Consider the following 22,520-nt stretch of genomic DNA (forward strand, 5'->3'; position numbering starts at 1 on the left):
CAAGCCATCGGCTAATTAGTGATTTGCTCTTCGCCTCTGTGTACAGAAGGGATCGGAACTCTAGGTTCGTGCCGGCGATGGCCCGTATGCCCTAAGTACGGTTGAGCTTGGCGGGTGTTTTCTTCGGACGAAATTGGTGCGCGGGTGTCGGTGCGGGCGTACCTTGCGAGGTAGCCGCGCAAGCGATACCGATCGGACATCGTTGGGGGCACCACGGTGGAGAACAGTTCTACGTGCATCTATGGCCGAGGCGAACCGGCCGGCCACAATCGCCGAGAAGTGGGCGACGATTGTCGTCGCCTTCTGCGCGGACCCTCGGCTCAGGCAGGCAGGCAGCGATGACTTTCGAATCCCGCGATGATGACATCGGAGCCCCGTCTGCGGAACGCTCGTGGCAGGCCAGGGTGCTGTGCGCGGTGACGGCCCTCGAGGACGAGGAGCGGCCCGCGACGGCGACGGCGATCAAGGAGATGGTCGGCGCGAAGTTCGCTTCCCTATTCCTGGCGGCCGACCGGTTATATCAGGGCGCGCGGCCAAGTTGGGAGTCGCGTGTCGACGAAGCCGCGACAAAACTAGTATCCCGAAAACTGCTTCGCCGCAGCACGGCACGAGCTGTGGATACCGCCGCGGGCGAGCAGGTCCTGGCGACCACGGCTGCCGGACGCAGACAATCCGAGGCGGCCTGCAATGTTGCTCAGCTGGTTGCCGAGGACACCGCGCCCGCCGCACCACCAGCTGTCTCCGCGGGTCCTGTGATTTCTGGCGTCGTCGTGGCGTCGTTGCAAGACAAGGTAAAACAGTCCTCCCATGAGGAGCCGCCCTGGAGGGACACTCAGCGATTCGCGGGGGTGGCCGGGCCGTCATTTCGGTCCCGCTATCTGATCCACGGCGCCGTCGGTCCGACCATCGACTGGCAGAGCCTGATTCATCAGCCAGATTCACCCGAGCCGGTGATGATCGAGCTGAATCTGCAATACGGCCTGGGCACCGACGCCGCGCAAGGCACCGGCATCGGCGGCGCTATTGCCCGGGTACGCCAGCTGTGGACCTTGGTCGGCGGCGCCGGGGAACCCGTCGTCGTAGCCGAACATTACCTGTCGGGGGAGCTGACCACCGAACAGGTGCAGAACATTGCCACCGCGGACTCAGCTGCCGGAGATTGGCCCCAGCGCGCCATCTTCCGAATCTGGCCAGACTTCCCAGTGCACCGCCAGATTGACGCCTCGACGATCACGGTGAAGGCGGTGCCGGCGCAGCGGTCTTTCGCTGCCTTCGGCGAGGGCATCGTATGGGCGGTCATCGACTCCGGCATTGATGAGACGCATCCGCACTTTCTCGGCCATCACACGCTCGACGACCCGGCGGTAGCCGATCTGCATCACGACTTCGTCTCTGGCAGTGACGATCCCAAACGGGCATTAATCGACGACGACGGACACGGAACGCACGTGGCAGGGATCATCGCTGGTGGCCTACGGGATTGGAAACCTGACGACGACCGGCCCCGTCACGCCCTGGCCGTCGCGAAACGTCAAAACAACGGCGCACCGGGCAGTAGCGACCCCATCCTGATACCCCGCACTGTGGACATCGACCAGCTCAATGGCGTTGCGCCGCTGACCAAACTCGTCAGCCTCAAGGTGCTCAGCGAGTTTGGCGACCTGACCGCCAGGACTGGCCGGGTGATGGCCGCCCTCGCCTACGTCCGCCAAAAGAACGCCGAGGCCGGCAAATTGACCCGTATCCACGGGGTCAACCTCTCGCTGGGTTACGCATTTCTCGCTGAATGGTTCGGATGCGGACAGAGTCCACTGTGCCTGGAAGTGAACCGGCTGGTGGACTCCGGTGTCGTGGTCGTGGCCGCGGCGGGCAACTCCGGCTACGTCACTCTCAACGAGAGCCAGTCAGATGTGACCCAGTTCAGTGCCGGCATCACGATCAACGATCCAGGCAACGCGGAAAAGGCCATCACCGTGGGCTCGACACACCGAGATTCCCCTCACACCAACGGGATTTCCTTCTTCTCTTCCCGCGGACCGACCGGTGACGGCCGCTGCAAGCCGGACCTCGTGGCACCGGGCGAACGCATCACCTCCGCCGCTGCCGGAAAGAACCTCACAAGCATCACGAGCGCCCAGTTCCCCGACTTCGATGGCGCCGCGGCCTATATCGAGGACAGCGGCACCAGCATGTCTGCCCCCCACGTATCAGGAGCGATCGCAGCATTTCTTTCGGTACAGCGCGAGTATGTCGGAAACCCCGACGAGGTCAAGCGGATCTTCATGTCATCGGCCACATCGCTGCACCGCGACCCGAGTTTCCAGGGTGCCGGAATGGTCGACCTGATGCGCGCCTTACAGACACCCTAACCACCGAAAGGACCACGATAATTATGGCCATCTCAGGACCTTGGAAAATCACATTCGACGACCAGGGCGACCCCGATCCAGCGGCCGAACAGGATCTCGGCCATCAGCTGGCCGACAGCCAGGTCACCGACCTCGTCGTGTTCTCCCACGGGTGGAACAACGACGAAGCCGCGGCGACAGCGCTCTACGCGAAATGGGTCGACCTCCTCAACGCTCAGCTGGACCCCGACCACAAAGTCGGTTTCCTCGGCGTTCGTTGGCCATCGCAGCTGTGGCGTGACGTGACCATCCCGGACTTCGATCCCCCGCCGGGAGCGGCCCCCGGGGCCGCGGCGCTCACCACAACCGCAACCGCCAACGCGGGCAGCCCGGCGTTGACCCCGCAGCAGCTACAGGACCTCAAAACCCTCTTCCCCCAAGGAGCCACGGAACTCGACGAGATCGCCTCGCTGCTCGCCGTAGACCCCAGCCAGGCAAAAGCCGACGAGCTGCTGGCGACTATGCAGCGATTCAACGACGCCGTCAGCGTCAAATCCGCCGACGGCGAGGCGGCCGAGACCGAACGGCCGGCGATGTTCAAAGACGGCAAGACCCCCAATGAGGTCTTCGGCGCCTACGCCAACGCGCTGGTCGCATCAGGAGTCAACCTCGCCGGCGCGGGAGCCGGCGGCGGCGCCGGCGTCCTCGACCAGATCGGGAAGCTCTGGCATGGAGCCAAGGAAGCACTGCGAGGGCTGTCCTACTGGCAGATGAAGAACCGCGCCGGCGTGGTGGGGCAACGCGGGCTAGGCCCGCTCATCGGGCGGATCACCGCCAAGGACGAATTCAAGACACTGCGAATCCATCTGGTCGGACATAGCTTTGGCGCCCGCGTGGTCTCCTTCGCGTTGGCCGGCCTGCCCGCAGGTGACCCGTCGCCAGTCAAATCGGTCACCCTGCTCGAAGGTGCGTTCTCCCGATTCGCCTTCTTGGACACACTTCCGTTCGACGCCACGCCCCCCAAGGGCGCACTGGCGGGTCAGCTAGTCCGAGTCGACGGACCGCTCACCGTGTGCTTCTCCAGTTACGACACCGCGCTGAGCCTCAGTTACCCACTGGCCTCGGCAGCCGCCGGGCAGGACACAGCCGGCGTCACCGACCCGCTGTTCCGCTACCGCGCGATTGGTTCCCTCGGCGCATACGACAGCACGACACAATTCATCGACCAGGTCGGCACCGGCTACCCGTTCGCCAAGAACACAATCCTCAACATCGATTCGTCCGCGGTGGTGAGGAACGGCAATCCACCGTCTGGGGCTCACAGCGACATCTTCCACCCCGAGTTAGCGTGGATCGTCGCATCTGCCGCCAAACTCACGCCTGACAGAGTGGGCGGGTAGTTAATCCCTGGATCATCAGATGCGTTGTCTGGCGAGCAGATTTGGCGGACGTTACTGTCTGCCGAACCGAACTCGTTTCTCGGCGGAAGATGAGTTCCGCATCCCAGTTCCGCGGACGGTTAGGAGGACACACGATGGCGACAATAGTCACGCCCGAGGATGCGCTCGCGGCACATCTTCGTCGTCCGCAATCGGGAGTGGGCGCGTTCGCGGGCGCCGACCGTCGTCAGCATCTCATCTCGCCCGAGATCGCCCAGAGTCTCGCGCCGATCGAGACAGAAGACCTGTCTGGGCTCGAACCGCAAAAGTGCCATAGAGCCTTCGGCCGGTGGGGAATTGCGCTCGGGGGCGTCGGCACGGTTCTGCTCCTATGCTGGTTCCTCGATGCACATTTCGCACACCCCGCGGTTGTGGCAACCGGATCGGCTGTGCCGGTCGACGGCCTCACAATATTCGCCGTGTTCTTCGTTGCCGCGCTAGCGATCGAGCGCCTGTTGGAGCCATTCAGCGATGCCATCCTGCCGACAGCGACAAGCGAAATGGAAGCTGGAACCGCGCTCAAGAAGGCGGGCGCACAGACCGCAGCGTTCGTGCACAGCCGCGCCCAAAGGCGTCAAGCGGACACCGGCGATAGCTCGTCGGACGGCGATGCTGACACCAACGAGGTGACTCAGGCGATCAAAAGCGCTGCAACCAAGGCTGAGAAGCTCAGTGTTCGGCAACTGGCAAGGACCACCGCGTTCTGGGTGATCGCGACATGCGCGGGCATGGTCGTCGCCGCATCGATGAACCTATATTTTCTCAGCACCGTAGGAATCGCAGCGACCAAGCCATGGTGGGCGGAAATTCTGGCCACCGGACTGATCATCGGAGGCGGCACAAAACCCCTACACGACCTTGTCAAGCTCATCTCTAAGTCTGCTGAGACGCAGGCTGCCGACGGCCTGGACGCGTAGGCCGCGCGAACTGCGTAATGCGCCGTCGCCCAAATTTTCACCAGAGGTGTGCTGCCACGCGTCTGTGCCGGGGCCGGAGCGGGTGAGAGACAAAGTCGGACGACGAAGTCCGCGCTTCTAGGCACACGGACACCGCGGTCGCCAGCGTGGGATTGTGACGCTGACTCGAACAGGACGCGTGGACGTGGCCTGATTCGTAGAAACCCAGTCGTCCAGCGACTTTGATAAATAGAATTGTTCGGGTGTCGCCAGCTTGGGGTACCGCCATCGGAGCGTTGATCACCGCCGCAGTAGCCTTCAGCGTCGGCCGGATGACTGCAACAACCGCGCGCGAGAGACTCCACGCAGAAATGCGAACCGAGTTCATGGTCCGCGAGGCAATCAACCAACTTCTGCAGCACAAGGAATGGACTCGGCGCAGCTTCGGAATCATCAAGTACCACATACGCGGCTTCACCGACGATGAGTTGCGGAAGCTGTTGGTAAGCGCCGGAGCGGTGGCGTTTGACGGCCGCAAAGTAGTCGATGGCGAGCGAACTGAATATTGGGGTCTTCGCACGCGTAACTCGCATCTTCTGGGCTACACCGCAGTCGATGAAAGCAAGTTGCGAACGGTGAACGATGTAGCCGAGCATCCCGACGGCGACCGGGAACCGCAACAAGACATTTCGGGTTCCTCGAGTTGAATCAACAACGCTGGCAGCCGAACTCGGTTAAGCGGTCTCGCAAGTCCGTCTCGGCTGGCAGCGCGAATCGAGACCAGAGTCGATGGACTGTCCTCCGTTCACGAAACACGCGGCGTGTATTGCTGGGGACGCTGCTCGTATCCGGTGCTGTCGGCTACCTGCTGGCGATCGTGTTCGTTCCTGCGCTCCTCACCGGCACCCAACCGACCCACGAGGCGCAACTCACTGCGGAACAGAATGCACGTGTAGCGGTAACCTCGGCCGGCGCGGCCCTAGTTGTGGCCGGAGGCCTGCTCTTCACGGCATTTAACTACCGCCTGGCACGCCGCGGTCAGACGGCGAGCCAGGTAGCCAATGCACTCACCCAACTTGGCGGCACCGAACTATACGTACGCGTCGGCGCAATCCGAGCGCTTGAAGCCTTGGTACGCGACTCCTCCGACGACCGCCTGGCCATTCTCGAAGTCCTCGCATCATTCATCCGGCATCGTGCGCCTCGCAAGCCTGAATCCGGCGCATCGACGGCGTACCAGCCGGATCTCCCGAAGCACCCCAGCCCCGACATTCAGGCCGCGTTGACCGTTCTATGCCAACACGGCGTCGCGCACGGGCACCTGCCCGATCTGCGTGATTTGTGCCTGGTCAACGCCGACCTGAGAGGCGCTCGTCTGAACGGCGCAGACCTGCGTGGAGCTCAACTCGACGAGGCAGACCTCACCGCAGCAGACCTCAGGGACACCAGCCTGCGCTCCGCCAACCTCGGTGACGCCCGACTCGATGACGTTCGCCTCGACAGCAGCAACCTCACCGATGCCAATCTGCGACGCGCCCATTTGAACAGCGCCAACATGCCGGACGCCGTTTTGGACCGCGTCGATTTGGAGCATGTCCGAGCACGTTCGGCGAATTTGCAGGCAGCCAGCCTGATCAACGCGAAGCTCTGGGCAGCTGCACTGCCAGGTGCCAATCTGGTCGGCGCCGACCTTGAGCGTGCCGACCTGCGCTATGCGGACTTCGAAGGAGCCAACCTCTACCGGGCGATGCTGCAGTGGGCGGATCTCAGCGGGGCAAAACTGCGGGACGCGAACCTGGACTCTGCGGCAGTTTGGCGGGCGAAGCTGCCGGAGGGCTTCGGTCGTGATCTGGCTGCGGCGGTATCGGAACAATTGCCGAAGCCTGCAAAACGCGCGAGATCGACCGATTTGCAAAACAGCCGCCGGAACCTGGTCATTTGCTGCGACGGCGTCTGGGAACAACGGGGGGAGGCTACGACCAATGTATCCAGGATTGCCGGAGCGGTCGCGAGGACTTCGTCCGATGGCGAGACCCAGCTGGCTATTCACCAACGTTGTCGAACGGCCGATAGCCCGGCCGCCGTCGAGCTCGATGTACTCGACACGTATCGGCTCCTCGTGCAGAATTTTCGGCCCAGCGACCAGCTCTACGTCTTCGGCTTCAGCCGCGGCGCCTACGTGGCCAGGACAGTGGTGGGCATGATCAGAACGGCCGGGATACTCCGTCGGGAGTTCGCTGATCGTGTTGACCAGGCTTACGCGCTCTATCGGGGCCGCTCTGCCCACAACCATCCGCGAAGCTTCGCGGCCACCGACTTTCGACACAGCTATGCCTGTGAACCCGACGTGCATTTTCTCGGAGTGTGGGAAACGGTTGGTGCACTGGGTATCCCGTTCACTCAGCGACACTTGCTTGACCTGCGCTGGCGCCGGTTGATGTTCCACGACACTTCGAAGAGCCGGATCGTGCGACACGCATGTCACGCAGTCGCGATTGACGAGCGACGGTCTAGCTACCGACCGACGCTGTGGAGCAGGGGTTGGGACGATGGTCTCGGAGCTGAGCAGGTCTGGTTTCCCGGCTCACATGCTGATGTTGGCGGCGGCTACGCCGACAATCGCTTGGCCGGTCTCAGCCTGCGCTGGATGATGACCAAGGCAACTGAACAAGGACTGACATTCCGGGAATACCCCATCAACGCCGACCCGCTTGGTGCGCTGCACAACCCACACGTTGGAACACATCGTCTTCTGCCACCATATATTCGCCAGATCGGCCACACAGATCCGGACAACGAGCTAGTTGCGGACGCTGCCCTATCGCGTATGGAAATAATGGTCGACTACCGCCCGCCGAACCTCGTTGGTTATGAACGTCGCCACGGGTAGGAGATACCGGAACACGTCCCCGGGAATACCTTTAGAGGCCAACATACTTGGGTGTTATCGGCATTTGGAGATACCAGCTGGTACCGGCGCGAGCCAAATGCCGACGACATGTATGGTACGACTGCCTATTCGATCGTCACGGCATGGTGGTCGCTTGCGACGACCACGCCATCTTTCACCACGTATGCCTCGACGTAGTGTGAGCCTCGATACAGGGTTGATTCGTTATGTACATTGCGGGATTTGTTGCCTCCGGGGCGGATCTGGCCACGTAGCCCGCCGCGCACACGGGCCGCCTCGGGTCCGTGGTTTCGGATCTTCCACAGCACTTCGTATGGTTCGGGTGCGTCGGTGCGCAGGTAGAACTGCAATTCCCGACGCTTTGCAACTCTTCGCTCCTTGCGCAGAAAGCTGTTGCGCGGCAAGTCAATAATTGTGGCTTCGATGTTTGCGCTGTAGCGCGGAGCGCTGACCGGGTACCGGTCGTGGATGAATTCTTCGTCTGGTGCAACGTCGGCCGGCGGCAGGACAGTGACGCGTGCGGCGAGCTCCCGGGTCATCTTGGCGGCCACGATGTCGTTGCGGGCGGCCTTGACTTCGTCGGCCGCGAACTCGGGCCCGAATAGCTTTTGCCAGGCGATTAGGGCGGCGGCGTCGTCAACGCCTTGCAGGTCGTAGGCTTCGCGTGCCCATCGCGCGTAGTCAGCGATCTTCGACTTGAAGTTGGCGATGACGACGGGGTCGTCCCAGCGGTGGTTGAAACTGACACCGGGGCAGCTGGGGTCGTCCAGCGGTGGACTTCCGGCGTAGGTGGACAACCAGGTATCCAGCGACTCCAGTAGATGTACGAGGGAAGTGGGCATGTCGGTGTAGGCGCTGTGGCTGTCCCAGAGCTGGACTCGCCCGCCTAGCATCACGGTCAAGATGACCGAGGGGCATGTGAACGTGTTCTTGAAGTCGCGCAGCCACTTCATCAATCGAATGGCTCGCCGCAGCTGACCACGGCTGATGTCATCACGCTCTTTCATCCAGTCCGCAAATCCAACCGGGTTGGTTTCTTCAAATACGTTGTCGCGGTAGTAGATGATGGCTTGACTGCCGTCCTCGAGGGTGACGGCCGGCACAACGTCGACATGGCAGTCGTTGGCGTAGGAGATGCGCACGCAGCGGTTTTTCCGCTGCAGCTTGTCCTTGTATTGGCTGCTGCGCTTGAACGCGGCTCGCACCTGCTGCAGATACATTCTGGGGTTGTCGTTCCACTCCGGAACGTTCTCCAAGTGCAGCAGAATGTCGGCGTCGAACTCGTCGTACTCGGTGACGGGATTGATGATGGTCTGGTGAGCCCACGAGCCCTGTGGCAGGTGCTCCTTGTACCTGCCACCCATTTCACCATCTCGCTTGAACGCGTTGGTAATTGCCGTAACACGTGCATCGAGCTGGTCGAGGCGGTGCTGCTTGAGATTTACCGTGCTCTCGAGGAAGGCGGTGAAGTGTGCGTCGAAGTCGGTGGACACGGTCTATACCTCCAAGGCCCGGTGGTAGCCTTCGCCGGTCCGGTCGTAAGTGACGATGGTCGGTCGCAAATTGGCGGACTTGAGGATGCTCCCGAAGGCGAGTGCACCTGACAGTGGCAACGCCCCGAACAAATGGAGACTGCGCAGCTGCTTATGTGTACCTTCCAGATTGGTGAAGTAGGTCCGTAGCGCGGCGACGTACCGGGCGAGAACAGCCGGGTGAGAGAAGATGTCCTCGGCGGGCTCGCCGGTAGGCAGCAGGGTCCACATCGGCAACTCGCGAAGGTCATGGGGAAGGTCGCTCGGAGGTGTTGTTCCGGAGAGATTGGTAACCAGTACGCCCCCGGTGCCTGAAGTCTCGCCGTTGATCACCGATACATGGAAATCGGTTCCGGGATCGTCGATTTGGGGCCACATCCAAGAACCGGTGTAGCGATGCCGCTGATAGATATCTAGCGGTACCCCATCGTCGAGCTTGAACCCCAGGTAGATCAGCAGCGGCAGGCGAGCGATCGCGAACACACTCAGATGCGAAATATCGCCGTTGACAATGCCCGGCCGGATGCGGTGATCGACTGCATTATCGATGGTGGTGATGGCCGCGTCGTAGTAGGCAGGGGTCAGAGGATGCTCGCCCGGTAGCTTCTGCAGGTCGATCTCCACTCCTTGACGATCGTAGGACTCCAGAAAACTCGGGAATCGCTGTGCATGACGGATGACGGCCTCAGCCGCCGCAGGTCGAGGGAGTTCCATCACGTCTCCACGGATATCGCCGGCCATCCGCACGATCGCGGTGCGCTTGTCCTTCAGCAGACCGGTTTGCATTCGGATGTCGGCTTCGTGTTCACGCTTGCGTTGTCTCAGGAAGTCCACGTCAAGTAGACCCGCCACCTTCTGCTGATCGATCTCGGTATGACAGCCCGAGCACGCCAGCATGATGTTGTCGACGTCATCTCGCTGCTCAACGGGCAGCGGATCAAGACCGCGGGCTGACTTCGCCGACGCGACTGCGCCGACAATATGCGCGCCCTCCCCAAGCGGGACTTCCTTGCTGCTGAGGCCGCCCTCGAGGAGGTATTTCTTGCACAGGGTGCAGCGGCCTCCGGCTCGGACCCACAATATGCGGCGGTCAAGATCGGCTAGCGCCATACGTAATGTCTCCTCTGGGGTAGGCGGTTGTCCTGTAACCGCATCGACACCTATCACCACACCGCCAGCCGGATGCCCGGTAGATCGGTACGGAATCCTGTTGGTGTATAGCCTGATACGTCATTGATAGAAGTGTTCTGTGCCGAGATCGGACGCATGCAAATGAGTGATAGCTACAGGGCACCCGCTTACTTGAGGCTGTCGAACTTGCGTGTGGCGCGCCGGCGGCCGGACGCACCAGCCGCCGGCGAGAAACCTCTACTTCTTTTCGTTGCGCACGCCCTTGTGTTCGTGCGGACTGCCGTCCAGGATTCGTCCAGTGGCTGTGTCCCGCTTGAACCAGGTCTGCCCGACCTTGAACTCGCTGCGGCCTTTGACCGCTCCGACGCGATAGTCGCGCCCCGTGTTCTTCGCCATGATGTTCACCTCCTCCCCGAGGACTCGACCGTCGACTGTGGTGCAGCATGTCCTCACCTAGTAGTCGACACAGCCGTCAACTGAGTTAGTGGACTCTGCTGCCGCGGCGAGTTCAGCCGCCACCGGCATAGCCGAACGCAGGAAAACTGCACGTCAGTGAGGTCAGCTTGAGCTCTGTCAGCACTGGACTGGCGACGGGGCGCTTGTGCCGACGTGTCCCGGGGCTGGTCGTTGTCAGCGTTTCTAACCCGATGAGCGTCTGTATCGACTACATGTTGTAAGCCCAAGATCCAGAACAGGCTGGCGCGGGTAGCCGACGAGTTGGAGGTGCAATGGCGTGCCGCCGTGCTGATCAGCCATCGGTGAGGTCTGGATGATGCCCGATCATCCAGACTGGGCGGCCCTGTATCAGAGGCATCGCGACGCGATGTACAGGGTCGCCGCTAAAGTGCTGCGTGAGGTTGGACTTGCTGACCAGGCCGATGACGCTGTCCAAGCGGCCATGTTCTCATTGATGAAATCGCCGCCAGCTGGTGTCGTTAGCTGGGAAGCGGTTTTAGTTAGGACCACCCAACGACGCGCCCTCGACATCGTTGACTCTGCGGTGGTCCGCCACGCGGGGCCGCCGCCGTCTGAGGGACACGACACCGCCGATCCCCGGTACCAAGTTGAGGACATCGACGAGGCCATCGATCGGCAACGGCAGGCGAGCCAGGTGACCCAGTATTTTCCGTTGCTGACCGAGCAACAACGTTTTGTGGCGTGGGAGTACGTCGCGCGTGATCGTCCGCGGTCTGAGGTCGCCGCCGAATTGGGTGTCACACCGGCACGCGTGAGTCAAATCTCTACCGCAACCATCCGGATATTAAGAGACGCCATGGGTTTGACAGGAGGGAGCAGATGACCAATGAAGATCGTGACAGGATTCTGCAGGACTTCCTTGAAGCCAAATCACACAAGGACGTTCGGTACTTCATTGAGGACTGGCCCGAGCAAAAACGGGCCGAGATCGCTTCGCTAATAGAGGTGGCAGACCTTTTGTGGGAGGCGGGCCACGGAGCGCCTCCTTTAGAGACCGACCCAGTTGCTGCCATGCTTGGACTGATCCCGGACCCGCGGATTAGCCTGGATCCTCGCGCCGTGTCTCGCGCGCGAAAGAATGCGAAGCTCAAGACAAGCGACATCGCAGATCGGTTACAGAGTCGTGGGTGGGACATCGTTGTGCGCGACGTCTTCCAATGGGAAAACCAGACGCATTCGGATGTGGCGCCAGCACTGATTAGGGCAATCGCCGAAGTGCTCGGCGTCCTGCCGGACCAGCTCACGATGGACCGCAGTTTGTCAACTGACAGTCAAACACTTGCCTCGACCATGCGGTCCGCTCGTTTCGAAAGCTTGGCGCGGCGGTGGGCGCGGCTTCAAGGTGTGTCGAATGCGTTGGCGTCGTCTGCACTGCGATCGCGGATGCTTGCCACCGTCCACCGCGGCGATCGACCCGATGAAGACCAGATGTTGCAGTCGCTGGAGGCACTCATCAGCACAATGGAAGAACGAGAGAATCCAAATCATGGATCTTGACCGCGCCACAGAGCTTGCGTTGGGGCTGCTGGGAGCTGACGTGCGCACGAGATTCGCTGCCGACCCTGTTGATGCTCTTCGCAACACCTTAGAGCTGAAGGTTCAACCTGTCGAGCATCTCGCCCAACGACGAGACGACGGAGGCGCATGCGACGGAGTTTCGTACCTGCAGGACGGCGTCATCCTCTACGCACCGACACGTTGGAGCAAACGCCAGAACTTCACACTGGCCCACGAACTCGCTCACTGGCTCATCGAGCAACAGGACGAGCTATATGACTGGCTGGCCGATCAGCCAGAGCCGCAACGCATGCTCGAAACACTTTGCGACAGAATCGCACAGCGCCTGCTGCTACCGGAAGCGCTGATTGATTCTGTCGTTGGAGCAGGTCCTGTCCGTGCCTCCCACGTGATCAATCTGTTCAACCGCAGCGAAGCAAGCGGGCCGGTGTGTGCTATCGCTCTGGCCAGACGCCTAACCTGCTGCGGTTCAGTACTTTTGATCGATAGAGTTGCTGCCGTTGTTTCATATGCCAGCCTGAGACCCGACGTCGAGGAAGGCTGGCCGAACGTCTTTCCATGGCCGGGCAACGAGGTGCCCGCTGGACATCCGTTCCTCAACATGCGGTCTGGAGATAGTTGGACTAGACGCAGCTACTGGAGAGCGCGATGGGGCACCCAGCGTGACTACTATGCGGACGCGGTGTGCGAGGGCACTCGCGTGATCGCAATTCTGGCTGATCTGGATGTTTGGAACGCCGAACAACTACACATTGATCAACCTAATGAATTCGACCGCAGGCCCTCTTCCCAGATCACGTGCTGTGGACGCACATTCACAGTACGTGGTTATCCCTGCGACGACTGCGGCCAACAGTTCTGTCCTTCGTGTAAGCGATGCAATTGCGATCGTCGCGCTGAACGCGAAGAGTCTTGCACGAGTTGTTATTTGAAGTTCCAAAGGCATCTCCTGGTCGCTGGCTTGTGTGAAGACTGCCGCTGAGCCCCAGCCCGCCCTGTCGAATGAGCAAGCGGGGCAGCTACTTCTGCGCGCATTCGTGCGGTGTGATGATTCGGCTGGCCGACCGGTACGGTTATTAGATGTCGGCGCGGTGTCGAGTACATGATTGACCGCCCAAGGGCGGTGGCGAATTGGCGTCGACAGATGCCGCGAACGACTCGGGTCTCGATATTTGCCACCTGCGCACCGTGGCGGACTTATGCTACTAGCGACGGGGGGTGATCTGGGTGAACCAACCGAGCGACCCGGCCTTTGAACTGTTGTACAAATCTTTGACAACGGACGCGGTAGGCGCCGCCGAGGTCGCCGTCGCATGCCTGCGATATGCGATTTTGCGCACTGACGCCGGGTACGCGTTCGACTCGGTGGGGGAGCGCGCCCTCGATGTCTACGGGCGCATCTGCACGATTGTTGGCGGCGACCTCCGGACGTTTCTCGCTCCAGAGGAGGTTGACGCGATTGCTCAGGCCGTCGCCGACTCCAATGATCGCCCGATGGCCGCTTGGTGTGCGGCGCACCGTATTTCGTTGGCGATTTCACAGGACTTCTCCGCGTCGGTCCACGGGCCTTCGGTGCAGTCGCTCGAAGACATGCAGCCATTTCCCGTGGCGACCGGTGCATGCTCGACGATCTACGGCGGCACAAAAGGATTGTCTGCACGGCCTAGGCCTGAACGTCGCCGCAATGATCCATCGTCCGTCGGTGGCCTGGCCCTGTGGCGCCGTAGCAAGGCCGGCTCCTTCAACGTGATCATCGATCGGGTAGGCGGTGAGCAGTTCAGCCGCTCCGTTGATCACGAGGGCTCGCTGAGAGTGGCGCTTATTCAGCCCAACCAATCGCTAGACGAACTCTGCTTAAAGAGCTTATCCGCTCCGTCGGACGCCGATTGCCGGTTCTTCGGCATCCGTCCGCACAACGAGGACACACAAGTCGAACGCGTGCTGACCGGTCTACGACATGCCGCTGATGCTGGGGCGGGGATCGCCCTGCTCCCCGAGCTCGTTATGACGGAGTCAGCCGTCGCGGCGATAGCGGGGCACCTATCCGAGCCCGGCACTGTGGTCTGCGCAAAAGCAGACTCCCACGCATTGCGCGTCGTCATTTCCGGCAGCTTCCATCACGTCGACGCCGATCAGCAACGCAATTCGGTTCGGGTCCATTTTCCTCGGGCCGGTGCGGTCAACGACCGGCAGCATTCGAAGTCGGGGTTCTTCGCCCTGACCGTGCCGCGGACAGTGCTGGAGGCCATGGTGTGTGACCACTCGTCGCCGCCCAAGCCGACAGCCGTGGCCGCAAGTGGCACGACGTCCACCGATACCGTCGAATTCCGCGAGGACATCGTCGCAACCAACGAGGTCAGGCTTTACCTGGGCGCGAAGTTGTCAGCCGTCGTCGTGATCTGTGCGGACTTGCTTGAGGGCCAGTTGCTCGACGTTCTGGAGGCATTGGCACCTTCCGTGACGTTGGTGTGCAACATGACCGAGAAAAACGGCGACTTTAAGGCCGCCGCGAATGCCCTCGTTCTGGCCGGCCAAACGACGTCGGTTGCAGTGAACAACCCAGCTGACTGGTTCGGCAACGCTGTCGAGGGCGCGCTCGTCGGGATGCCGTTGGCGAAGTACGAACACCGCATCGTGACCGCGAACTTCCCCGACCGCGACCACATTTTGGTATTCGACAGCGCCGCGCGTGGGTTGAGCATCTGGCCGGAAGAGCTACCCGACGGTACCGCAGTGGACCGCGCCGTCTAGCGCAACCAGTATTAGACATGTATTGTACTTTCATGTCTGGTTCCACCTTGTCGCCCTATCAGATGCTGACTGCTGTGCGGCCCCGGTTGCTTAACCGCCCCGCCGACATCGGTGGTGTGGCGCTGCTGGGGCAGGCGATCTCCGATGTGCTCGACACTGACCAGCCCGAACCGGTCATTTTGCAGCTCATCGCCGATCTCGAGTCGGAACGGTCTAATGCGGAATCCGATGAGATCAAGGGGCACTGGGCGCTGCCACTCGCCGCGTTGTTGGGTGTGGTGCGTCAGCATCTACACAACCGCACTGTCGCCGCGGCGGCCCTCAATCCTGGCAGTGAGACACTCCGCGACAAGGTCCTGGGTGCCCTCGACGCTGGCGTCGCGAACCCGACAGCCATCGGCGAATTCGTTAACTCGCCGACCACCGTGGTGTCACGTGTGCTGCGCCAACTGCTCGCAGAAGGTCTAGTCGAACGAGCCGAGGGAGTCGGCGACAAACGCCAGCGCCTGTACCGTCGACTGGACGTGCAGCCTGAAACCGACCTCACGGCCACGCTTGACCTTCGATCGGCACCCGACCCTGAGACTGCTCCGGCCCTCGCCACGCGTGGGCTAGCCGATACCGCCCAGTTGGTGGAGTTCGTGGATGGACTCACTCATACAAACGCCCGGACCGCGGCGGAGTTCTTGCCCGATCTGTTGCGCGCAGGAAACGACAGCAATCTCAGTCCGCAGTTGCGTGTGTCGGCGCTTGGTGTCGCGGGTGTGCTGCTGCGCTCGTCAGGGTCGGCTGAAGCTGGCGAGGACGCGTTGGATCTCGCCGAGAGCGCCGAGGCCATCGCCGAGCGATCGGGCGAGGATTTGTTGCGCGCGCGTGCAGCCTATGACCGGGCCCGCGCAGGCTTGTTTGTCCTCCCGCAGCAGAGCGACATGCATCTGGCTGACTTGCAGCGTGCCGAGGACTTCGCCGGGCGTGTAAGCGGTCCTGCTGGGCTGATACGCCTCGGTTGGTGCGCCTACACCCGATGCTTGATAGAGGGGGGACGGGACATACCCAGCGCCATTAAGCACGGCGACGAAGCCGTTCGGCTCTTCTCCGATGCAGCGTATGCCTACGGCCAGGCGGCTGCGCTTACGTTGGTGACGCGATCGCATTACTCGAGTGGCGCGCGCGATTGCGCCGCCGAGACAGCTCAAAGCGCACTACGCCTTGCCCGGAAGCACGGTTATTTGAGGCTGATCGCTGAAAGCTCATTCTGGGCCGCCGAGGTCGATCTGGATACGGCTCGGACAACGGAGCTCTTTACCGCCGCCGCCGAGCATTTTGAGTCTGTCGGCAGTTCACATTGGCAGGCGCTGTCGTATGCCTCGCTGGAGGTGGCAAAAGCCGAATGCCACGAAAAGCATCTCGACGCTGATTCCGCCGCGGAACTGCTGGTCAAGCTTCGTGAGCTCCATGGCCAGATGTCGGCGCAAGACAATTCTTGGGCCGCTGCTGTGTTAACCCGCAAGATCGCGGTGTGTGCACGGTACGCAGGAGATTTCGACCTAGCGGCACAGCAATTCGACGAAGCGACCAAGATCTACCAGGAGATCGCCGACGTGCGAGGTGTGGCAGTAGCACAAGCCGGCCTATTCGCTACCGAACGGGGTCACCAGAGTGTCCGTGCCGAAGATCGTGAGGCCGCGTTGGCGGCGCCCCATCTTTCGGCGGACGATCAGGCTGCTCGTGAGGCTGTTGGGTTACTTGACTCGGAGTGCAGCGAGCTGATGTTGGCGTTCTGACAGCCTAATTTTGCGGAGCCAATCCGCGGTGGTTGGCCAGATCGGCGGTTGCAGCCAATGAGGCTGTGGACGCTAAAGATTTACGATCACCGTTGCACCTGCGTCCGGCGGTCGCCAGGCGCAGGCATGGTCGACTGCCTGCACCCGGGGTGGCGTCATAGTCGGGCACGAGCAGCGATATCGTCGCTTCGCCAGACGTGTTCTTCGTGGCTGGCTGAATGATCCAGCCGCCACCGTCGCAGTAGTACTTCGGTGACGTTCGACCTCTTCGGAAGACGTTGACGCTCAAGGGTCAAGGCGAGAATCGGGTCGAACCTCAACCGGATATCGATGATACGGATCCCTGCGTTGACCGCGTCTTTAACGGGTCGGCTGACGGGCGTGCTGAGCAATACGAGTTCATCAATTGGTGTACCGAGATTGGCTGCACGACAAGCCACTTCACCCCCATAGCTGTGACCGAAGACTGTTTGCAATCCCGGGGGAGACGCCTCAGCAGCCCACTCCAGAAAATCGGTTGCCGCCAATGCGCGCTCGCCGGCGCTAAGAGCTCCGCTCCAGCCGTATTTCGTTCCCAGGCGGTACAGATTCGGCCGGTGGTTGCCGAGAATAAACTGATGGAACGCACCGCCCGGGCGCCACCAACTTCCTTTCCACCCGGACGTGCCGTGAATCATCGTCGAGGCGGGCACCGCCTGCGGCGGGGCCAGCAGCGGTTCCGGCGGCGCCGGTAGAACATCATCAGCTGGGGCGACGCCGCCGACGGCAGCCAACGCAAGCGACCGCGAAATCGCGTCGGGCGATCGTAGTGCCACATCCAGCCTCCCGCGTGAAAGCGCGGTCACAATAAACGAATTCAGATACTGATCGTCGGCTGTGTTGGACAGCAAGCGCCGGTAGATCTCTCGCCATTGCCCAGCGTCCCAAAAAACCGGCTCGCGCTGTAATGGCTCGCCAGCACCTATGGCCGGGTCGGGTTCGTACCACCAGGACCATGGGCCCCACGGAACGTTGGAAAGCACGTCGCTCGGGTCATCGGCCAAGAGCCCCAACATGCGCCACCGATCCGGACCCGGTGGCGGCCATCGCCTCCTTGACCGCAAGCCGAGCCCTTGCCACAGGGCCGCTGCGGCGGCGGTTGATTCACGTTCAAGACCGCTTCCCAGCATCGCGATCAGAAAATTGACTGCGCTCCGGGCATCGGAATCTTCGTTGAGCGTGACCCACCGGCCCACCCGCGCGGCATCTGGGTCTTCAGAAATTTCACGTATGCCGTCCTGAGCAAACGGGTCACCTTCGCGCCACCCGGCGCCGGCTCGCTCAATCATGGCGTCGGAAAAGCCAAGGGAACGCTGTTCTTCCGCCAATCCGCTCAGCGCGATCGACGCTTCCTGAAGCAACGCAGCCAGCGCGGCAGCGCGGCATACATTGGAGCCTTCGAACTCGGCAGAAGGCCCCGCAGACTCCGGCTCGCTGAACGGCTCGAAAACATCGTTTGCATCAGACGCCGTTGTCATTTCGCACACCCCCGCCGTGACACACCAATATTGGTCATGCGATGTGACGATTGCCGTCGAACCACGGACAGCCGACCACGCCGACCTCGCAGTCTGTAGTGAAACCAATCCGACCCGAACAATCCGTCTACGTATAGACCTGTCGCCTCATTTACAGGTCATTCACAGAATTACGGGCATCGCTGGCAGCCGGTAACTGAGCGCACCGGTGGTAGCTCAACTGACGATCCGGGTCTCTCGCGGACCATCAGCCGGGTGTGGCAATCTGTGTGCGCCGCAGTCCACGTGGCCGGTGCCCCCGCGGTTTACCGCCACCGGGACTGCCGTCACGTCTGCTGAACCATCGCGCTCGTACGGGGCAGAGTTCCCACGAACACATCCCCGCCAGCAACATGTTGTCGCTGGAAATCATCGGGGTCCCGTGCGAGTGGACGGTCCGCGTGGAGGTATCGAATATTGTTGTGCGGAAGCCTTTTTCGAACAACTTCACCAGCGAATTGGTCGCCGCTGGTGGGTTCGGCGGAGACCTGGTCCGGACTTCTATTCATGCACCACCGTACCGTTCTAGGATTCGCCATCTAGAATGCAAAAACTCGTCCGCCAAACCTGATGCAATCGCGTGAAAGCGCAGGTCAGGGCATCGTGATATGACACGGAGAAATGCAACCTACATGGAGGTATCACTTCTCAATCTGCATGGCAATTCGTCATTTGAGATGGCACAACTTGGCAAATTGCCAATTCTATGAGAGGTCACGTGGTCTCCTCGATGCCTTCTACAGTGGATTCTGGTCGTACCGGCCCGACTCGTTCTGCTTGGCGCTGTCCACAGATCTCATGAATAGCTCAGTGCAGCAACGCTATTGGTGCTGGGAAAGTAGTGCTGATCAAGATGCCGGGGGTCGTTGAGAGTCGCCTCAGTTCAGAGTCGCCCCATGCCACCTTCCGATTGCGCAGCCCATAGGTTGACGAGCAGCATCGTCGGAGCAGTTGATCCGTTGGGCGGCGTAGGTGGCACCAGCACCACGATGGACCGACTGCTGGACGAGCGACTGGCGAGAATCTACGGCGCGCCAGAGAAGTGGGGAGCGTGCCCGGGGTGCCGAAGGTAAGGGCCGAGTAAGAGGGAGTCGAGCTCGTGCGCGCCCAAGTCGGAACACTGCCATCAGGCACCGATAACCCGGCCGCTACATTTCGGAAGCGTGCTCGACAAACCTAAGGAACTCGGAAGAAAAGCCGTGACGTCACTACGCAAGCGAGGCCCGATCTTCTGGGCCATGGCAGCAGGGATCGCCGTGACCATCGCGCTGATTGCCGGCAGCCAGATCGAGTCGAGTGGCCGCAAGCAGATCTAGCCCGATCGCTTGCCGACTTGGCCAGTGAAGATGAACTGGCTTACTGACATAGGAGAGCATGGAAATGGCAGCCGCCGGGACATAAGGTGAGCCGCCGCCACGCCGCTACAGGCAGCTGAACGGACTGATGTTGGTGCTTAATCCGGCGCTGGCCTTGTTGCTCGATTGGGACACTGATAGCCAGGTTTGGTTGGCGCCAAGGGCTGGCAGGAGGACCACCACATCGGCATTTCAGAGGCATGCCGATCGCGTGTTGCCACAACAGCACTGAGCTCTGGAACGATGCGCCGAGGCCCGGTCGCGACGGCATCGTGCTCTTGGCACATGAGAACCGGTACGGCGGCAGTGGGAAAGTAGTTGGTGCCGATGCCAGATGAGCACGTTCGCAAGGTTACTCACAGACGCGGTCCCATCATCGTAGGTTGAAGTGCCGGGAACGGCTGCTGTAATCACATTCGGGAGTGCATGGCGAGTAGCTCGCATGTGCCGAGGGAAGGGATGACATGACCGCCGATGACATGGGTGATGCTTCTTGCCGTCCCTGGAGTGATCGTGAGGCTGAGCTCTTGGCGATCACGCTGGAGTTGTTGCAGGAACACGGGTATGACCGTCTGAGCGTCGAAGCGGTGGCAACCGAGGCTAAGGCCAGTAAGGCCACGATGTACCGGCGTTGGCCATCGAAGGCCGATTTGGTGCTGGCGGCGTTTATCGAGGGGACCCCTAATTCTGCGGTACCGCCTCAAACCGGCTCACTGCGCGGAGACCTTATCGAGATCGGCCGATCGGTCTGTGAGCACGAGCGCGAACGCACGATGACCATGCGAGCGATGCTGAACGAGGTGTCACATAGCGCTGGCTTTCAGACAGTAATGCAGCAGAAGTTTGTGCTCCTCCGCAAGTTGGTGATAGACGGCGTACTTGCCGAGGCAGTCGAACGCGGCGAGATTGATATGTCAGCTATTAACGAGGAGATCTTCGATCTGTTGCCGGGATATCTAGTTTTCCGTGCCCTGGTTGCTGACCGGCCACCGACCGAGGAGACGATCCGGATCTTGGTTGACGATGTGTTGCTGCCGAGCCTCAGGGGCGGCTGCGAACGTCAAGAATGAGCGTCTAGTTCCGCGGCGAATACACTCAACACATCAGTAGTCCGAGTTAGCTACGGGGATAGATCGGCACTGCTCTCGCCGAGGTGACGGTCACGCCTGTCGTTGTGGTGCACCATGACTGCGCGGGTGTCGTGCGCGTTTCCGATGCGCCGCAACCAGTATCGTCTCCACGATCGAGTCAACATTTGGCTGTCGCCGGAGCCGCCCTGATCTGCGTTCACCCCAAGCCTGTAAGGCCCGGTTAGCCATGGATCGAATTGTTCGGACCGTCTGGCCACCGTCAGCTGAGGCATCACCTACGGCCCACCGCAGTGCGGATGCGCCATCTGGCGACCCAGTCGACGACGACCAAAATGCTGGCTCTAGTGGCAATCACTCTGCCTACCATGGGTTTCGCACCTCCTCTCGGGAGTTGTCGGTGGCGCCAAGCGCCGACAACGGAGGAGACTGATCAGTCCAGAAGCGCCCGCGGGCGCGCCGGCCCATACGCGATGCGATGTCCGAATGAGTAGGGCGTGGTTGCGAATTGCACCGCCGACCGGTTCTCGCCTAACGGCTCAATCAGCCCGTGCAAGATCTGCACGTGTCGTTCCGACGAAATGTAGGTGTTGAAGGCAGCTTCGTCTTCGAAGACCGCGGTGACGGAGTAGTCGGCATTGCCGGGCCGGATGTTCAGATCAGCGCCGTGCCTATAGCTCAGAGCCGCAGTCTCTGAAGCGAGTTCGTCGAGGGCGGCACTGAGTTCGGCGATTGATTCAGGTGGGGTGTTGCTTTTGAAAGTGAATGTGACTACGTGGGCTACGGGCATGTCTGTGGTCGCTTCCTTCGCTTGGGGCTTAACTGCCGATGTCGAACGGCCGCGGTTGGCAAGGCGGCTAGGCCATTGAGCTCCAGGTGCGACGGAGGCGGGGTTGACTGAGGCAGGCCGTGAGGGCGGGCGGAAATGACCTTGCTGGCACGCCACTCAAACTGCCCCGAATTCCAGGGTGCCGAAGTCTGCCGAATTGAAAGCCGTTGTATAGCTACGATCGTCATTGGGGTAGTCCCGCTCGGTGTAGCCGGTGTAGATCTGGCGCGGCCGGCCGATCTTGGTGCTCGGGTCGGCACTCATCTCACGCCAGTGCGCGATCCAGCCCGGCAGGCGGCCCAGGGCGAACAGCACGGTGAACATGCGGGTCGGGAAGCCCATGGCCCGGTAGATCACGCCGGTGTAGTAGTCGACGTTCGGGTACAGCTTGCGCTCGACGAAGAAGTCGTCGGTGAGGGCGATCTCCTCGAGCGACTTGGCGATGTCCAGCAGCTCGTCGTCGCCGCCGAGCTTGCCGAGGATCTTGTCGGCCTGCTCCTTGACGATGCGCGCCCGCGGGTCGTAGTTCTTGTAGACCCGGTGGCCGAAGCCCATGAGCTTGACGCCGTCTTCGCGGTTCTTGACCTTCTTGACGAAGTCGCGGACGTCGCTGTGCTCGGTGCGGATCTTCTCGAGCATCTCCAGCACGGCCTGGTTGGCGCCGCCGTGCAGCGGGCCCCACAGCGCGTTGATGCCACCGGAGATCGAGGTGAACAGGTTGGCCTGCGACGAGCCGACCAGGCGCACCGTCGACGTCGAGCAGTTCTGCTCGTGGTCGGCGTGCAGGATGAACAGCATGTCCAGGGCGCGGACCAGCTCGGGGTCCACCTGGTACGGCTCGGCCGGCAGACCGAACGTCATGCGCAGGAAGTTCTCGACCAGGTTCAGCGAGTTGTCCGGGTACA

General features: G+C 61.4%; 18 protein-coding genes. 12 read left to right on the forward strand and 6 right to left on the reverse strand.

The genetic code is table 11. The features are described 5' to 3' along the window. The first annotated feature begins 416 nt into the window (after window positions 1-416). The 5 genes from QRN63_RS04675 to QRN63_RS04695 all read left to right on the forward strand — a co-directional run bounded on the left by QRN63_RS04675 (window position 417) and on the right by QRN63_RS04695 (window position 7,573). Entirely contained in the window at window positions 417-2,369 is a 1,953-nt protein-coding gene (locus QRN63_RS04675; protein WP_285029632.1) for a S8 family peptidase, read from the forward strand. A gap of 23 nt (window positions 2,370-2,392) precedes the next feature. Then, window positions 2,393-3,748 carry a serine-threonine protein kinase gene (locus QRN63_RS04680; protein ID WP_285029633.1) on the forward strand — a complete coding sequence of 452 codons (1,356 nt, stop codon included), beginning with the start codon at window positions 2,393-2,395 and terminating at the stop codon, window positions 3,746-3,748. Between the two features lie 134 nt (window positions 3,749-3,882). Then, window positions 3,883-4,704 (forward strand): hypothetical protein, encoded by an 822-nt coding sequence (locus QRN63_RS04685; protein WP_285029634.1) that lies wholly within the window; start codon window positions 3,883-3,885, stop codon window positions 4,702-4,704. Between the two features lie 242 nt (window positions 4,705-4,946). Continuing rightward, window positions 4,947-5,390: a hypothetical protein gene (locus tag QRN63_RS04690; protein WP_285029635.1), complete on the forward strand. Its 444-nt coding sequence runs from the start codon at window positions 4,947-4,949 to the stop codon at window positions 5,388-5,390. Window positions 5,391-5,509: 119 nt separating this feature from the next. Beyond that, window positions 5,510-7,573: a phospholipase effector Tle1 domain-containing protein gene (locus QRN63_RS04695; protein ID WP_285029636.1), complete on the forward strand. Its 2,064-nt coding sequence runs from the start codon at window positions 5,510-5,512 to the stop codon at window positions 7,571-7,573. Window positions 7,574-7,698: 125 nt separating this feature from the next. On the opposite strand, the gene QRN63_RS04700 is transcribed toward QRN63_RS04695, so the two are convergent. The 3 genes from QRN63_RS04700 to QRN63_RS04710 all read right to left on the reverse strand — a co-directional run bounded on the left by QRN63_RS04700 (window position 7,699) and on the right by QRN63_RS04710 (window position 10,653). Beyond that, on the reverse strand, window positions 7,699-9,087 hold the full coding sequence (locus QRN63_RS04700; protein WP_285029638.1) for an SMODS domain-containing nucleotidyltransferase: 1,389 nt from the start codon (window positions 9,085-9,087) through the stop codon (window positions 7,699-7,701). Window positions 9,088-9,090: 3 nt separating this feature from the next. After that, window positions 9,091-10,236, reverse strand: a complete 1,146-nt coding sequence (locus QRN63_RS04705; RefSeq protein ID WP_285029640.1) for an HNH endonuclease — start codon at window positions 10,234-10,236, stop codon at window positions 9,091-9,093. Window positions 10,237-10,494: 258 nt separating this feature from the next. Then, window positions 10,495-10,653 (reverse strand): hypothetical protein, encoded by a 159-nt coding sequence (locus QRN63_RS04710; RefSeq protein ID WP_285029641.1) that lies wholly within the window; start codon window positions 10,651-10,653, stop codon window positions 10,495-10,497. A 376-nt stretch (window positions 10,654-11,029) separates the two neighbouring features. Between QRN63_RS04710 and QRN63_RS04715 the strand changes: the two genes are divergently transcribed. The 5 genes from QRN63_RS04715 (at window position 11,030) to QRN63_RS04735 (ending at window position 16,787) form a co-directional block, all read left to right on the forward strand. Beyond that, window positions 11,030-11,557, forward strand: coding sequence for a sigma-70 family RNA polymerase sigma factor (locus tag QRN63_RS04715; protein ID WP_285029642.1), 528 nt, complete (start codon window positions 11,030-11,032; stop codon window positions 11,555-11,557). Beyond that, window positions 11,554-12,231: a hypothetical protein gene (locus QRN63_RS04720; protein WP_285029644.1), complete on the forward strand. Its 678-nt coding sequence runs from the start codon at window positions 11,554-11,556 to the stop codon at window positions 12,229-12,231. Before QRN63_RS04715 ends, QRN63_RS04720 begins: the two co-directional genes overlap by 4 nt. Continuing rightward, window positions 12,221-13,234, forward strand: a complete 1,014-nt coding sequence (locus tag QRN63_RS04725; RefSeq protein ID WP_285029645.1) for an ImmA/IrrE family metallo-endopeptidase — start codon at window positions 12,221-12,223, stop codon at window positions 13,232-13,234. Before QRN63_RS04720 ends, QRN63_RS04725 begins: the two co-directional genes overlap by 11 nt. A 245-nt stretch (window positions 13,235-13,479) precedes the next feature. Then, on the forward strand, window positions 13,480-15,003 hold the full coding sequence (locus QRN63_RS04730; RefSeq protein WP_285029646.1) for a hypothetical protein: 1,524 nt from the start codon (window positions 13,480-13,482) through the stop codon (window positions 15,001-15,003). 32 nt (window positions 15,004-15,035) lie between these two features. Continuing rightward, window positions 15,036-16,787: a helix-turn-helix domain-containing protein gene (locus QRN63_RS04735; protein WP_285029647.1), complete on the forward strand. Its 1,752-nt coding sequence runs from the start codon at window positions 15,036-15,038 to the stop codon at window positions 16,785-16,787. 155 nt (window positions 16,788-16,942) lie between these two features. On the opposite strand, the gene QRN63_RS04740 is transcribed toward QRN63_RS04735, so the two are convergent. Continuing rightward, a complete protein-coding gene (locus QRN63_RS04740; RefSeq protein ID WP_285029648.1) occupies window positions 16,943-18,304 on the reverse strand; it encodes an alpha/beta hydrolase family protein in 1,362 nt (453 codons plus the stop codon). Window positions 18,305-19,506: 1,202 nt separating this feature from the next. Between QRN63_RS04740 and QRN63_RS04745 the strand changes: the two genes are divergently transcribed. Then, complete coding sequence (locus QRN63_RS04745) at window positions 19,507-19,659, forward strand: hypothetical protein (protein WP_285029649.1); 153 nt, start codon at window positions 19,507-19,509, stop codon at window positions 19,657-19,659. A 503-nt stretch (window positions 19,660-20,162) separates the two neighbouring features. After that, window positions 20,163-20,768, forward strand: coding sequence for a TetR/AcrR family transcriptional regulator (locus tag QRN63_RS04750; protein WP_285029650.1), 606 nt, complete (start codon window positions 20,163-20,165; stop codon window positions 20,766-20,768). Between the two features lie 451 nt (window positions 20,769-21,219). Here the strand turns inward: QRN63_RS04750 and QRN63_RS04755 are convergent, their stop codons facing one another. Then, window positions 21,220-21,576, reverse strand: coding sequence for a Dabb family protein (locus QRN63_RS04755; RefSeq protein WP_285029651.1), 357 nt, complete (start codon window positions 21,574-21,576; stop codon window positions 21,220-21,222). A 156-nt stretch (window positions 21,577-21,732) separates the two neighbouring features. Then, window positions 21,733-22,520: citrate/2-methylcitrate synthase (locus QRN63_RS04760; RefSeq protein ID WP_285029652.1), on the reverse strand; the 788-nt coding region annotated here is incomplete at its 5' end.

Source organism: Mycolicibacterium sp. lyk4-40-TYG-92, from assembly GCF_030209435.1.
Classification (GTDB): domain Bacteria; phylum Actinomycetota; class Actinomycetes; order Mycobacteriales; family Mycobacteriaceae; genus Mycobacterium.

Coding starts and splice junctions, on each gene's coding strand:
- QRN63_RS04680 (WP_285029633.1), top strand. CDS start 2,393: ATGGCCATCTCAGGACCTTGGAAAATCACATTCGACGACCAGGGCGAC.
- QRN63_RS04685 (WP_285029634.1), top strand. CDS start 3,883: ATGGCGACAATAGTCACGCCCGAGGATGCGCTCGCGGCACATCTTCGT.
- QRN63_RS04705 (WP_285029640.1), bottom strand. CDS start 10,236: ATGGCGCTAGCCGATCTTGACCGCCGCATATTGTGGGTCCGAGCCGGA.
- QRN63_RS04710 (WP_285029641.1), bottom strand. CDS start 10,653: ATGGCGAAGAACACGGGGCGCGACTATCGCGTCGGAGCGGTCAAAGGC.
- QRN63_RS04715 (WP_285029642.1), top strand. CDS start 11,030: ATGCCCGATCATCCAGACTGGGCGGCCCTGTATCAGAGGCATCGCGAC.
- QRN63_RS04720 (WP_285029644.1), top strand. CDS start 11,554: ATGACCAATGAAGATCGTGACAGGATTCTGCAGGACTTCCTTGAAGCC.
- QRN63_RS04725 (WP_285029645.1), top strand. CDS start 12,221: ATGGATCTTGACCGCGCCACAGAGCTTGCGTTGGGGCTGCTGGGAGCT.
- QRN63_RS04735 (WP_285029647.1), top strand. CDS start 15,036: ATGTCTGGTTCCACCTTGTCGCCCTATCAGATGCTGACTGCTGTGCGG.
- QRN63_RS04740 (WP_285029648.1), bottom strand. CDS start 18,304: ATGACAACGGCGTCTGATGCAAACGATGTTTTCGAGCCGTTCAGCGAG.
- QRN63_RS04750 (WP_285029650.1), top strand. CDS start 20,163: ATGACCGCCGATGACATGGGTGATGCTTCTTGCCGTCCCTGGAGTGAT.
- QRN63_RS04755 (WP_285029651.1), bottom strand. CDS start 21,576: ATGCCCGTAGCCCACGTAGTCACATTCACTTTCAAAAGCAACACCCCA.